This is a genomic window from Sphingomonas chlorellae (genome assembly GCF_056485145.1).
Genome location: NZ_JBQXXM010000003.1, coordinates 234,444 through 247,065 on the forward strand (window position 1 = coordinate 234,444; position 12,622 = coordinate 247,065).

The window sequence follows — 12,622 nt, forward strand, 5'->3', positions numbered from 1 at the left end:
CCATGGCTGATCGATCCCACCCCTTTTCCGTCCCGGATTTTCGCGCCTACTGGACCGCACGACTTGCTTCCACGCTGGCGCAGATGGCGATGGTGATCGTGATCGGCTGGCAGGTCTACGACCTCGCCCGCCAGTCGATGGGGATCAAGGCGGCCTCCTTCCAGCTCGGGCTTATCGGCGTCGCGCAGTTTTTGCCGATGCTGTTCCTGTCGCTCTTCTCCGGCTGGCTTGCCGATCGGGTCGATCGCCGATGGATTGCCCGTGCAGCACTGGCGCTGGAGGCCTTTTGCGCGTTGACCCTGGCCGCACTCACCTACACGCAACTCATCAGCCTTGGGGCACTGTTCGGAGTCGCGGCGCTGCTCGGTGTCGCGCGCGCCTTTGCAGGACCAGCCCTGGGCGCACTGGCGCCGAACCTCGTGCCCAAGGCGATCCTGCCGACCGCCATCGCGCTCAGCTCGCTTGCCTGGCAGACGGGAACGGTCATCGGGCCGGCGATGGGCGGCTATCTCTACGCTGCGGCGCCGTGGCTGCCCTACGCGGTATCGGGTGCACTTTTCCTGCTGGCGCTGGCGATGATGCTGCTGATTGGCCCAATCCCCCGCAGCCCAGCCAAGTTTACCGGCAGCCCCTGGGCCCAAATGGTCGACGGCTTGCACTATGTTCGGCGCAACCGGCTGGTGCTCGGCGCGATCTCGCTCGATCTGTTCGCCGTCCTGCTTGGCGGCGCAACCGCGATGCTGCCCGTCTATGCGCGCGATATCCTGATGGTGGGGTCGGCAGGGCTGGGTCATCTCCGCGCCGCGCCAGCGGTCGGGGCCGTCGTGACGGCACTCCTGTTTTCGTGGCGGCCGCTCAAGCGCGAAGTGGGAACCAAAATGCTGCTGGCAGTGGCAGGCTTCGGTCTTGCCACCGTGGTTTTCGGCGCTGCGGCGCCGCTGCTTGTTCCAGTCCTCGGCCCCACGGCGATCGGCCATGATCTTGCCCCCGCGGTGCTGATCTCGCTCGTCGCACTGTTCGCACTGGGGGCGGCGGACATGGTCTCGGTCTATGTCCGCCAGTCGCTCATCCAGCTCTATACCCCGGACGAAATGCGCGGCCGCGTCGGCGCGGTATCGACGCTGTTCATTTCGGGCTCGAACGAACTGGGCGAAGCCGAATCGGGCTTTCTTGCGGCGCTGATCGGGCCGGTGGCCGCCGTCGTCGGTGGGGGCATCGGTGCGATCCTTGTCACCGCGCTATGGGCCAAGCTATTTCCCGAGTTGAGGCGGGCTCGCACGTTCGATCCTCCGGCCAATCTCGACGTTCCTGCCAAGGAGATCACGAAATGAAGGCCAACACGATCCTCGAAACCATCGGCAATACGCCGCACGTAAGGCTCAACCGGCTGTTCCCCGGCGCAGAGGTGTGGATCAAGTCAGAACGCGGCAATCCGGGCGGTTCGATCAAGGACCGTATCGCGCTGGCGATGATCGAGGCTGCCGAAGCCGAAGGCGTGCTGAAGCCGGGCGGGACGATCGTCGAACCGACAAGCGGCAATACCGGCGTCGGCTTGGCGATGGTCGCGGCGGTGAAGGGCTATCGGCTGATCCTCGTCATGCCGGAAAGCATGTCGCTCGAACGGCGGCGGCTGATGCTTGCCTATGGCGCAACCTTCGATCTCACCCCGCGCGAAAAGGGGATGAAGGGCGCAATCGAACGCGCGATGGAGCTCGTCGAAACCACGCCCGGCGCGTGGATGCCCCAGCAGTTCGAAAACCCCGCCAATGTTGCTGTTCACGCCCGCACCACCGCGCAGGAAATTCTGAACGACTTCCGCGACACGCAGATCGACGTGCTGATCACCGGCGTCGGCACCGGAGGACACATCACGGGCGTCGCCGAGACGCTCAAGCAGCATTGGCCTGCGCTCAAGGTGTTCGCCGTCGAGCCGACGCTGTCGCCGGTGATCTCGGGTGGCCAGCCCGGCCCGCATCCGATCCAGGGCATCGGCGCGGGCTTTATTCCCCGCAATCTCCACACCGACGCGATCGACGGTGTGGTTCAGGTTGACGGCAACGATGCGAAGGAAATGGCACGGCGTTCGGCACGTGAGGAAGGGATGCTCGTCGGCATCAGTTCAGGGGCCACGCTCGCGGCAATTGGGCAAAAGCTCGGCGAGCTGCCCGCGGGGTCGCGCGTTCTCGGGTTCAACTATGACACTGGCGAACGCTATCTGAGCGTCCCCGACTTCCTTCCGGAAAGCTGACGACTTTCCTGCCCGGCGCCGTCCCACCGCGGGGCGGCGCTTCGGTATCGTGCGGGGATATTTCCGGCGCGATCCGCGTTACGGCACCGCAATGGTTCTCTACCCATCCCTCCTAGCAGCCGTGACCGATGCGCTTTGCAGCGTTTCGACCGCGACGGCCGTTCGACGCTGACGCGATGGACGGTCTATCGCTTCCTGCCGCGGGGGCGCTTGCGTCGCCTGAAAGCACCGTCGCCCGATCGGGATCGGATCGTCGGCTCTCGCCCCTGCTGATCGCCTTTCTGATCGCGACGGCGCTGGCCGCCCTGCTCGGCCCGGCCCTTCTGGTTCGCAATGGCCCGCGAACGATCACCCGCGGGGGTGAGACGGTATTGATCCCCCGGCGCGTCGTCCCCGCGACCGAGCTTCCCAAGGTGGATCCCGTCGAACTACAGGCCGTCGACCCCGATGACGCGCGCGCCATCAATGCCGCAATCGCATTTTCGACCAAGCCCAATCCCGCCGCCCGCCCCTTCCGCATCGATGGCGCGGCGGATAGTCGGGCACGCGCTGTCGATTGCCTCGCTGCCGCCGTCTATTACGAGGCTGGCGATGACGCTGTCGGCGAACGAGCAGTGGCACAGGTTGTGATCAACCGCGTTCGCCATCCGGCCTTCCCAAAAACCATCTGCGGGGTCGTGTTCCAGGGATCCGAACGTTCGACCGGCTGCCAGTTCACCTTCACCTGCGACGGCGCCCTGCTGCGCTACAGCCCCACCCCGATCGCCTGGCAACGCGCGCGGGAGATCGCGTCCTCGGCCCTGAACGGCGCGGTCTATCGCCCGGTCGGGCACGCGACACATTATCATACCGATTGGGTCGTTCCCTATTGGAGCGCAAGCCTCGAGAAGATCACTGCGGTCCACACGCACCTTTTCTACCGTTGGGCAGGATGGTGGGGAACGCCGCCGGCATTCAATCGCGGCTATATCGCCGCGGAACCGAGCATCGCGGCTTTGGCGCGGCTGTCGAACCTCCACAAGGAAGGTCTGGGCACGGCGCCCGATGATGCCGGGGGCATTGCCGCGGCAGGCACCGACCCCGCCTCCATTCCGGCGGCGGTCGTTCCGGGCGCCATTGCGCCGACGGGTCCGGAGTCCAACATTTTCCTCGTGACGCTCGATCAGCGTCTCAATCCGGATGCGTTTGCCGCGCTTGCGATCCGCACCTGCGGCGAGCGCCCATATTGCAAATTCATGGCCTGGAGCGATCCACGCGACAAGCCGGCGCACCTGCCCGCAACGCCTGCGCAGATTGCAACGCTCTCGTTCAGCTATCTGCGCGACCAGCCCCAGGGCTTCGCCAAGGCGCTGTGGAATTGTCAGCAGTTCAAGCGGCCAAGCCCGGTACAGTGCATGCGCGCGACACTGGCCGCGCCGCCCTCGGCGCGCGAAACGCCCGTCGGACCGGCAATCCAGCCCGTCGTCGCGGTCGATCGCTTGCCGGGCGGGCGTGATGTCACCGCGCCGCTGACAGGTATTCGTCGCAAGCCGGCCGAAAGCACCCGCACGACGATCGAGCGCCCCACCGCCATGGCCACGCCGACGCCGGGGTCGCCACCGTCGCAAGCGCGCGAATAGCCCGGCCCAGCGGCCGGATTGTTTCGGCACCGGCACGCGAAAAGGGGGAACGGCGCTGGCGCCGCTCCCCCCTCCGCATCCAGTCCGCGTCGCTGATGATCAGGCCGCGCGGAACATTTCCGGCTCGAGCGCCATTACCGTCTCGCTCCCCGCCTCGATCTTGCGGCGCAGCGCACTCGCGTCGGGCAGGAAGCGCTCGCCATAGAAGCGCGCCGTAACCAACTTGGTCTTCAGGAACTTGGCGTCACCGGTTCCCGCCGCGAGCTGCTCGATCGCCGCGCGCGCCATCTTCAGCCACATCAGGCCCAGAGCGACGGTGCCCGTCAGCTGCATATAGGGATAAGCGCCCGCGCCGACATGGTTCGGGTTCTGGAAACCATTGGCGGCAAGCCACATCGTGGCACCCTGCAGATGCCCCAGCGCCTTTTCGAGCCCTTCCGCCAGCGGCGCGAGCTGTTCGTCGCCCTTGCCGGCTGCCACCTCGTCGCCGACCATCTTGAAGAAGGCCTGGACGGCGCGCCCGCCATTCATCGCGAGCTTGCGGCCGACCAGATCCATCGCCTGAACGCCGTTGGTGCCCTCATAGATCATGGCGATACGGGCATCGCGCACATACTGCTCCATGCCCCATTCGGCGATATAGCCATGCCCGCCATAGACCTGCTGCGCGTCGGTCGCGACCTTGTAGCCGATGTCGGTGCCGAAGCCCTTGATGACCGGCGTGAGCAGCCCGATCAGGTCGCCCGCAAGCTGACGGGCCTCCTCGCTCTCGGCCTGATGCTCAAGATCGACCTGCAGCGCCCCCCACAGGCACAGTGCCCGCAGGCCCTCGGTCAGCGACTTCGCTTCCATCAGCATGCGACGCACATCGGGATGCACGAAAAGCGTGTCGGCCTTCTCACCCGGCTCCGCCGGCCCCGTGAGCGCACGCCCCTGGCGACGGTCGCCGGCGTACTGGACCGCATTCTGGAGCGCCGTTTCCGCCACGCCGAGCCCCTGCAGGCCGACACCCAGACGTGCTGCGTTCATCATGATGAACATCGCGGCGAGACCTTTCATCTCGTCGCCGACGAGCCACCCCTTGGCCCCGTCATAGTTCATGACGCAGGTGGCGTTGCCGTGAATGCCCATCTTGTGCTCGATCGAGCCGCAGGTGACCGCGTTGCGCTCGCCCAGCGAACCATCGTCGTTCACCAGGAACTTCGGCACCAGAAAGAGCGAGATTCCCTTGGTGCTGTCGGGTGCGCCGGGCGTCTTGGCAAGCACCAGATGGATGATGTTGCTCGTCAGGTCGTGCTCGCCCGACGAGATGAAGATTTTGGTCCCGGTCACCGACCAGCTGCCATCGGCGTTCGGCTCGGCACGGGTGCGGATCAGGCCCAGATCGGTGCCGCAATGCGGTTCGGTGAGGTTCATCGTCCCTCCCCATTCACCCGCCACCATCCGCGGCACGTACTTGGCCTTCTGCTCGTCCGAGCCCTTGACCAACAGAGCGGCGATCGCGCCGTGCGTCAGCCCCGGATACATGGCGAACGCCATGTTGGCGCTGACCATATATTCCTCGAACGCGCTCGCGATGACGTGCGGCATGCCCTGCCCGCCAAACTCCACGGGCGCGCTCAGCGTTCCCCAGCCGCTCTCGGTGAACTTGGCATAGGCTTCCTTGAAACCGTCCGGCGTCGTGACGCTGCCGTCGTCGTGGCGGGTGCAGCCCTGCTGGTCGCCGCTGTGGTTCAGCGGAAACAGCACTTCGGCAACAAAGCGACCACCCTCATCCAGGATCGCGTCGACCATGTCGGGCGTCGCGTTCTCAAAGCCGGGAAGCCCGGCGAAGCGATCGAGCCCGACCACCGATTCCAGGATGAAGCGCGTATCGCGCACGGGCGGAGTATATTGCGGCATTCCAGGGTTCCTCAGGCTTGATTGATGTTCTGGAGCAGGTGGACGAACGAATCGAGTTCCTCGATCGCGGCGTCGATGTCGCGCTTTTGCGCCTCCAGCGATGCAATCCGCTCGCGGCAGCGCTCAAGCGTGACCTGGCGCTGGACGCGGCGACCATCGCCCATGTCGTAGAGGTCGAGCATCTCGCGAATTTCGGCCAGGCTGAAGCCGACGCGTTTGCCGCGAAGGATCCAGGCGAGCCGCGCGCGATCGCGATGCGAATAGATCCGCACCGTTCCCCGTCGCTCGGGCGCGATCAGGCCCTCATCCTCATAAAATCGAAGCGCGCGCGGGGTCACGCTGAACTCGGCGCACAGATCGGTGATGGAAAAGGCATCGCGGTCGGTGCGCGGTTCGATTGGCGCCAGACCCGCAACGTTCATAACGGCTTGAGCAGCAGCAGACATGCTGCGAATGTAATTTACCCTTACGTGAACGTCAATAAGGTGCGCATGCCGGTCCCGGCTCCACCCGCCTCCGGCCGGCGCTTCAATCGCTGCACAGCATCCGCCCGCCCCGATCGCGCAATGCGACCGCCTCGGCACCCGAATCGCTGATGCGTTCGACGCTGAGTCCCGACAGCGAGGCTCGTCCGGTGCACGCGGACGAACACCCCGCCGGAACAGCTCCCGGAAAGCGGATCACGTCTCCGTCGATCCGCGCCTCGAACCGGCAGTTCGGCCCCAATGTCAGCGACAGCCGGTCGCCGTCGCGCGTCGCGGTCCCGTTCGCACTGCATGCATGCAAATCGCCGTAATCGACGATCACGCCCGCGCGCAACGAAGCCGCTTCGTCCGCCCCCGCCTTGGTTGCGGCGATGCAAAGCCGGTCGCTCCCCCGCGCATAGACGCCCACCGGATCAAGATCGTCAGAAGCCCGAACCAGACCGCGTTCAGTCGCGGTGGCTTCGAGCTGAGCAGCCGGATCGGCAGCGGCAACAGGCTTGTTCGGGCCGCCGTTACAGCCGGAGACCAGCAAGAGCGCCGGCATCGACCACAAGGCCGCCCAGGCTGCCCCTCGCCAATCCGTCATTCCTCGTCGCGGACCAATTGGCCGCCTTCGATCCGACGAAAGAAGCAACTGCGCGCGCCCGTATGGCATGCAGGACCGGCCGGCTCAACCTTCAGCCACAGCGCATCCTGATCACAGTCGATCCGCGCCTCGACGACCCGCAAGACATGCCCGGAAGTCTCGCCCTTCTTCCACAGCCGGCCGCGGCTGCGCGACCAGAAATGCGCCTCGCCGGTCTCCAGCGTTCGCGCCAGCGCCTCGGCATTCATGTGCGCGAGCATCAAAAGCTCGCCCGAGGCTGCGTCGGTCGCCACGGCGGTTATCAGGCCGGCGGCGTCGTATTTCGGGTCGAGCGTCAGCCCGCTATCGCGTTGGTCGGTCACGCGATCCTCCTTAACCATCTCCGCGGCCGCGCGGGAACAAAACATTTGTGACAGGCGGGCGACAAACGCGATTCGAGCGCCTATATGCCCGCTCGATTCCCCGCGAACCCCACCGAGGGACGATGATTACCACCAATCCGTTCGACGATGACAAGCTGCGCGAAGAATGCGGCATTTTCGGCGTTTCCGGCGCCGATGGTGCCGCCGCGCTCGTGGCGCTTGGCCTTCACGCACTCCAGCATCGCGGCCAGGAGGCCGCAGGCATCACCAGCTTTGACGGGCATGAGTTCCATACGCACCGTGCGATGGGACATGTGGCCGGCAATTTCGACCGCGACGAGGTGATTCGAGCGCTCCCCGGACCCACCGCGTGCGGCCATGTTCGCTACTCGACGACCGGTGAGACGGCGCTGCGCAACGTCCAGCCGCTCTATGCGGAGCTGGCGAGCGGCGGCTTTGCGGTCGCGCACAACGGCAATCTGTCGAACGCGCTCCGGCTGCGTCGCGACCTGGTTCGCCGCGGCGCCATCTTTCAGTCGACCTCGGACACCGAGGTCATCATCCACCTCGTCGCGACCTCGGCATATCGTACGCTGATCGATCGTTTCATCGACGCGCTGAAGCAGATCGAGGGTGCCTATTCGCTGATCTGCATGACGCCCGAAGGAATGATCGCCTGCCGCGATCCGCTCGGTATCCGCCCGTTGGTGATGGGTCGGCTGGGCGATTCGGTGATCGTCGCATCCGAGACGGTCGCGCTCGACGTTGTCGGTGCCGAATATGTCCGTGACGTCGAGCCGGGCGAACTGCTCATCATCAAGGGCAGCGAAATCGCCTCGCACAAGCCGTTCGCACCGATGGCGCCGCGGCCCTGCATCTTCGAATATGTCTATTTCTCCCGCCCCGATTCGATCAGCGAAAACCGCTCGGTCTATTCGGTGCGCAAGGCGATCGGCGCCCAGCTTGCGCTCGAGGCGCCGGTGGAGGCCGATCTGGTCGTGCCTGTCCCCGATTCGGGCGTCCCCGCCGCGATCGGTTACGCCCAGCAGTCGGGCATCCCGTTCGAGTTGGGGATCATCCGGTCGCACTATGTCGGCCGCACCTTCATTCAGCCCGGGGACAAGGTCCGCCACCTCGGCGTCAAGCTGAAGCACAATGCCAATCGCGAGCTGATCGCGGGCAAGCGGATCGTCCTGATCGACGATTCGATCGTGCGCGGCACCACCAGCCTCAAGATCGTGCAGATGATGCGCGAAGCCGGGGCCGCCGAGGTGCACATGCGCATCGCATCGCCGCCGACGCGGCACAGCTGCTTCTACGGCGTCGACACACCCGAACGCGCGAAGCTGCTCGCGGCCAAGATGGACGTGGGTGGCATGACCGACTTCATCCAGGCCGACACGCTCGCTTTCATCAGCATCGACGGGCTCTATCAGGCGCTCGGTGAAGCACGGAAGCCGGGCGCTCCCAAATATTGCGACGCCTGCTTCACCGGCGACTATCCCACGACGCTGACCGACCAGGACGAGCTTCAGCCCGTCGATCAGTTCGCGCTGTTGGAAGAACGCGTCGGCTGACGCAGATCAAGGCGTGCGGTGCCGCTTTCGCCAAGCGGCCCGCACGCCATCGTCCGCGCAGATCCTGCCGCGGGCCGGGCCTGAATGCCGCCAGGAAGAATAATGACCGCCAAACCGCTTGCAGACCAGATTGCCCTCGTCACGGGCGCCAGCCGCGGGATCGGTGCCGCCACCGCACGCGCGCTTGCCGCAGCCGGAGCGCATGTGATCCTCACCGCCCGCACTGCGGGTGCGCTCGAGGAAGTCGAGCAGTCGATCCACGAAGCGGGCGGCACCGCGACCATTGCGCCGATGGATCTGACCGAGAACGAAAGCGTGGCGCGCCTCGCGGCAGCCGTCGCCGAACGCTGGCCGGCGCTCGACATGCTCGTGCTCAACGCGGGCGCGCTTGGGACGCTCAGCGCGTTTCCGGCCATCGACTTCAAGGAGTTTGCGCGCGTGCTGACGCTCAACGTCACCGCGCAGGCTGCGATTCTGGCGACGTTCGATCCGCTGCTCCGCCGTTCATCGGGCGCACGCGTCGTTGGGCTGACGTCCAGCGTCGCACGCACGCCGCGCGCCTATTGGGGCGTCTATGGGGCGTCCAAGGCCGCCTTCGAAAACATTGTCGCGAGCTATGGCGAAGAGGTGCGGAACACCACCGCGATCCGGACCGCGATCGTCGATCCGGGGGCCACGCGTACCAAGATGCGCGAGCGGGCCTTTCCGGGCGAGGATCCGGCCAGCGTCAAGCCGCCCGAGACGGTGGCCGAGCGGATTGCGGCGCTGCTCATTCAGGGCTTTGAAACCGGACATTATGAACGGGTCGGCTGACGCACCTGCACGCCGCCGCACTTAGGCACCTGATCGCAGCGACGCGAACGCCGCAAGTGCCCGTTCGCGCGCCGCGCGATGTTCGATGCGCTTGGCCGGATAGCCCGCAGGCCGACGGCCGGCCGCGTGCGGATCGTGGATCACATCGTCGTTCAGGTGCGCAAGTTCGGGCACCCAGCGGCGGATATAGCCCGCCGAATCGAACTTTTCGGACTGGCTGAGCGGCGCCATGATGCGAACGAACATGTTGGCATCAATCCCCGTCCCGGCGACCCACTGCCAGTTCACCGCGTTGCTGGCATAGTCGGCATCGACCAACGTATCCCAGAACCATCGCTCGCCCTCGCGCCAGTCGATCAGCAGGTGCTTCACAAGAAAGCTCGCCGCGATCATGCGGACGCGATTGTGCATCCAGCCGGTCGCCCACAACTCGCGCATACCCGCATCGACGATCGGATAACCGGTCCGTCCACGCTGCCAGGCGCACAGATCCGCCGCCGCGTCTTCATGGCGTGGGTCGCGCCACGGGAACGCGTCGAATACGGGCTTCCCGTTGCGCGCTCCATAGTCGGGGAGCTGAAGGATCACATTCTGCGCATAGTCACGCCAGCCCAGCTCGGCGAGAAACACCGGATCGGCGGCCCCCGCCATGCCCTCGACCTCGGCGGCGAGCAGCCTGTGCCAGATCTGCGACGGTGTGATCTCGCCGAAATGAAGATGGGGGGACAGGCGCGAACTGCCGGCGATTGCGGGGAGGTTCCGTGCCTCCGGATAGGCGGCGGCGTTGCCCGCGAACCGTGCGACCGCCGCCTCGGCTCCGGCCTCACCCGGCGTCCACATCTGGGCAAACCCGGCAGCCCAGTCGGGCGCGTCCGGTAACAATTCCCAGTCCGATAGCGCGTCGCTCGACGGCCAGACATCCGGCGCCGTGATCCGGACCGGCGCGGCGAGCGGGGCCGCCGGCGGCATCCGCTGCTGCAACGCCCGCCAGAAAGGTGTGAAAATGCGATACGGCGTCCCGCCTCCGCTCCGTACGCTTCCCGGCGGGGCGAGATAGTTGCCCGCGTGGCAGATGAGTTCGAGCTGTTGGCCCGCGGCTCGTTCGGCGTTGCGCCACCAGGGTTCGTAATGCCGCACCGCATGGACCCGCGTCGCCCCGGTCTCGGCGGCGAGATCGGCCAGCACCGCCTCGCTCCGGCCGCGCCGCAGGATCAGACGCGATCCGCGTGCGCGCAGGTCGGCGCCGAGCGCCGCCAGGCTGTGATGCAGCCACCATCGCGACGCGCCGCCCATTCGCCGGTGCCGGGGCGTCTCGTCATCGAGGATATACACCGGAACCACCGGGCCGTCGGCCAGCGCCGCGGCCAGTGCGGGCTGGTCGTGAAGGCGAAGGTCGCGGCGCAGCCAGAGGAGAGTGACCATTCCCCTGCCCTAGCCCGCCGCCGCGTCGCCGCGACCTGTCCCATCGTTCAGGAGCGCAGCCGTACCGGGACGCCCCGCCATCATCGCCTCGCCCATCGTACGGATCGCCGCGACATGCCGTGCCGCGACGGCCATGGCATCCTCGCCATAGCCGCCTCCGAGCGTCAGGGCGGCCGGAATGCCCCGGGCGCGCAATGTTGCGGCGATCCAGCGTTCGCGCGCCGCCAACCCCTCCGCGCTCAGTGCCAGCCGTCCAAGACGGTCCCCGGCATAGGGATCGACACCCGCCTGATAGAGCACGAGATCCGGCCCGAAACCGTCGATCAGCCCCGGCAGCGTCGCCGCGAGCGCCGCCAGATAGGCTTCGTCACCGGCACCGTCGGGCAACGCCACATCGAGCGTCGAACGGGCTTTGCGCACCGGGAAGTTCTTTTCAGCATGGATCGAATAGGTGGCGATTTCCGGCCGCCCTGCAGTCAGCGCGGCGGTGCCGTCGCCCTGGTGCACGTCGCAGTCGACGATCAGCACGCGCCGTACCACAGCGCTTTCGACGAGTCGGTGCGCGACAATCGCAAGATCATTGAACACGCAAAACCCGGCGCCGGTATCGGCAAGCGCATGATGGCTTCCTCCCGCCGTATTGGCGGCAAAACCCTGATCCAGCGCGAGTTGCGCCGCACGCCAGGTACCGCCGGGCACCATCTGCGCGCGCAGCGCCACCGCGGGCGTCACCGGAAAGCCGATCCTTCGCTCCTTCACCGCGGGAACGCGCGCCTCTACCACTTCGGCCACATAATCGGGATCATGGATCGCGCTGATCCACGCGAGCGGCATCGGATCGGGCTCGAACCAGGTAAAGCGCGAACCCTCGGCGCGAAGCAGGTCGCGGACCAGTCCGTTCTTGTTCCACAAATAACGACTGCGCGCGGGCGCTGGCGCCACATAGACCGGATGATGGACCAGCGGGATCATCACAATTCAGGCTAGACGGCCGTCGGCGTTCCGCCAACCGGGCCATCGGGTCAGTGTGCCACCCGGTTGCCGGCACCCGACAATTCGGCGGCGCGTGCCGATGCGGTGGCGCAGGCGCGAGCGAGGCGCTACATCGCGCTCGATGACCGACCCTGCCACGCTTCCCTATCGCCCCTGCGCCGGGGTGATGCTCGTCAACCGCGCCGGCCGCGTTTTCGTGGGCCAGCGCCTCGATACCGCAATCGAGGCATGGCAAATGCCGCAGGGCGGGATCGACCCCGGCGAACAGCCACTCGAGGCCGCCTATCGCGAGCTTCGGGAGGAAACCGGCGTGGCGCGCGATCTGGTCGAGTTCGTCGCCGAAGCCGGCGAGGAATTGGTCTATGACCTGCCGCCGGATCTGGTCGGCCGTGTCTGGAAGGGGCGCTGGCGGGGGCAGCGCCAGCGCTGGTTCCTCTTCCGCTTCCTGGGTAACGACGATCAGGTCGATATCGCCACCCCCGAACCCGAATTCCGCGCCTGGCGCTGGGTCGAGCCGGCCGAGCTTCCCGAACTGATCGTGCCATTCAAACGCGCCATCTATACCCGGCTGCTCGAGCTGTTCGGCGACGCGCTTCGTCGTTGAGTGCCAACGGT

Annotated in this window: 12 protein-coding genes; 6 read left to right on the forward strand and 6 right to left on the reverse strand. The window is 66.4% G+C overall.

Features of this window, described 5'->3' with window-relative positions; translation table 11 throughout:
* Window positions 1–2 precede the first annotated feature (2 nt).
* The 3 genes from ACT3CF_RS09890 to ACT3CF_RS09900 all read left to right on the forward strand — a co-directional run bounded on the left by ACT3CF_RS09890 (window position 3) and on the right by ACT3CF_RS09900 (window position 3,867).
* A complete protein-coding gene (locus ACT3CF_RS09890) occupies window positions 3–1,331 on the forward strand; it encodes an MFS transporter (protein ID WP_478422312.1) in 1,329 nt (442 codons plus the stop codon).
* Window positions 1,328–2,248, forward strand: a complete 921-nt coding sequence (gene cysK / locus ACT3CF_RS09895; RefSeq protein ID WP_478422313.1) for a cysteine synthase A — start codon at window positions 1,328–1,330, stop codon at window positions 2,246–2,248. The genes ACT3CF_RS09890 and cysK overlap by 4 nt, the downstream gene beginning before the upstream one ends.
* Before the next feature lie 176 nt (window positions 2,249–2,424).
* A complete protein-coding gene (locus tag ACT3CF_RS09900) occupies window positions 2,425–3,867 on the forward strand; it encodes a cell wall hydrolase (RefSeq protein ID WP_478422314.1) in 1,443 nt (480 codons plus the stop codon).
* 99 nt (window positions 3,868–3,966) lie between these two features.
* On the opposite strand, the gene ACT3CF_RS09905 is transcribed toward ACT3CF_RS09900, so the two are convergent.
* The 4 genes from ACT3CF_RS09905 to hisI form a co-directional block, all read right to left on the reverse strand.
* On the reverse strand, window positions 3,967–5,769 hold the full coding sequence (locus ACT3CF_RS09905; RefSeq protein ID WP_478422316.1) for an acyl-CoA dehydrogenase C-terminal domain-containing protein: 1,803 nt from the start codon (window positions 5,767–5,769) through the stop codon (window positions 3,967–3,969).
* Between the two features lie 11 nt (window positions 5,770–5,780).
* The gene (locus ACT3CF_RS09910) at window positions 5,781–6,191 is read right to left on the reverse strand and encodes a MerR family transcriptional regulator (RefSeq protein WP_478422317.1); all 411 of its coding nucleotides are present in this window, start codon (window positions 6,189–6,191) and stop codon (window positions 5,781–5,783) included.
* A 106-nt stretch (window positions 6,192–6,297) separates the two neighbouring features.
* Complete coding sequence (locus ACT3CF_RS09915; protein WP_478422319.1) at window positions 6,298–6,786, reverse strand: hypothetical protein; 489 nt, start codon at window positions 6,784–6,786, stop codon at window positions 6,298–6,300.
* A gap of 50 nt (window positions 6,787–6,836) precedes the next feature.
* Window positions 6,837–7,202, reverse strand: a complete 366-nt coding sequence (hisI, locus tag ACT3CF_RS09920) for a phosphoribosyl-AMP cyclohydrolase (protein WP_478422320.1) — start codon at window positions 7,200–7,202, stop codon at window positions 6,837–6,839.
* A gap of 122 nt (window positions 7,203–7,324) precedes the next feature.
* Here hisI and purF point away from each other — a divergent pair, with 122 nt between their 5' ends.
* Together purF and ACT3CF_RS09930 are read left to right on the forward strand one after the other, a co-directional pair.
* Window positions 7,325–8,779, forward strand: a complete 1,455-nt coding sequence (purF, locus tag ACT3CF_RS09925; RefSeq protein WP_478422322.1) for an amidophosphoribosyltransferase — start codon at window positions 7,325–7,327, stop codon at window positions 8,777–8,779.
* Window positions 8,780–8,881: 102 nt separating this feature from the next.
* The gene (locus ACT3CF_RS09930) at window positions 8,882–9,592 is read left to right on the forward strand and encodes an SDR family NAD(P)-dependent oxidoreductase (RefSeq protein ID WP_478422324.1); all 711 of its coding nucleotides are present in this window, start codon (window positions 8,882–8,884) and stop codon (window positions 9,590–9,592) included.
* 21 nt (window positions 9,593–9,613) lie between these two features.
* On the opposite strand, the gene ACT3CF_RS09935 is transcribed toward ACT3CF_RS09930, so the two are convergent.
* Window positions 9,614–11,014 (reverse strand): cryptochrome/photolyase family protein, encoded by a 1,401-nt coding sequence (locus ACT3CF_RS09935; protein WP_478422326.1) that lies wholly within the window; start codon window positions 11,012–11,014, stop codon window positions 9,614–9,616.
* A 9-nt stretch (window positions 11,015–11,023) separates the two neighbouring features.
* Window positions 11,024–11,986 carry a histone deacetylase family protein gene (locus tag ACT3CF_RS09940; RefSeq protein WP_478422328.1) on the reverse strand — a complete coding sequence of 321 codons (963 nt, stop codon included), beginning with the start codon at window positions 11,984–11,986 and terminating at the stop codon, window positions 11,024–11,026.
* A 142-nt stretch (window positions 11,987–12,128) separates the two neighbouring features.
* Here ACT3CF_RS09940 and ACT3CF_RS09945 point away from each other — a divergent pair, with 142 nt between their 5' ends.
* Window positions 12,129–12,611, forward strand: a complete 483-nt coding sequence (locus ACT3CF_RS09945) for an RNA pyrophosphohydrolase (protein WP_478422330.1) — start codon at window positions 12,129–12,131, stop codon at window positions 12,609–12,611.
* Window positions 12,612–12,622 lie beyond the last annotated feature (11 nt).

Excerpts from the sequence above, each read along its gene's own strand:
- ACT3CF_RS09910 (WP_478422317.1), bottom strand. The coding sequence starts at position 6,191 with ATGAACGTTGCGGGTCTGGCGCCAATCGAACCGCGCACCGACCGCGAT.
- ACT3CF_RS09935 (WP_478422326.1), bottom strand. The coding sequence starts at position 11,014 with ATGGTCACTCTCCTCTGGCTGCGCCGCGACCTTCGCCTTCACGACCAG.
- ACT3CF_RS09945 (WP_478422330.1), top strand. The coding sequence starts at position 12,129 with ATGACCGACCCTGCCACGCTTCCCTATCGCCCCTGCGCCGGGGTGATG.
- cysK (WP_478422313.1), top strand. The coding sequence starts at position 1,328 with ATGAAGGCCAACACGATCCTCGAAACCATCGGCAATACGCCGCACGTA.
- ACT3CF_RS09940 (WP_478422328.1), bottom strand. The coding sequence starts at position 11,986 with ATGATCCCGCTGGTCCATCATCCGGTCTATGTGGCGCCAGCGCCCGCG.
- purF (WP_478422322.1), top strand. The coding sequence starts at position 7,325 with ATGATTACCACCAATCCGTTCGACGATGACAAGCTGCGCGAAGAATGC.
- ACT3CF_RS09890 (WP_478422312.1), top strand. The coding sequence starts at position 3 with ATGGCTGATCGATCCCACCCCTTTTCCGTCCCGGATTTTCGCGCCTAC.
- ACT3CF_RS09930 (WP_478422324.1), top strand. The coding sequence starts at position 8,882 with ATGACCGCCAAACCGCTTGCAGACCAGATTGCCCTCGTCACGGGCGCC.
- ACT3CF_RS09900 (WP_478422314.1), top strand. The coding sequence starts at position 2,425 with ATGGACGGTCTATCGCTTCCTGCCGCGGGGGCGCTTGCGTCGCCTGAA.
- ACT3CF_RS09905 (WP_478422316.1), bottom strand. The coding sequence starts at position 5,769 with ATGCCGCAATATACTCCGCCCGTGCGCGATACGCGCTTCATCCTGGAA.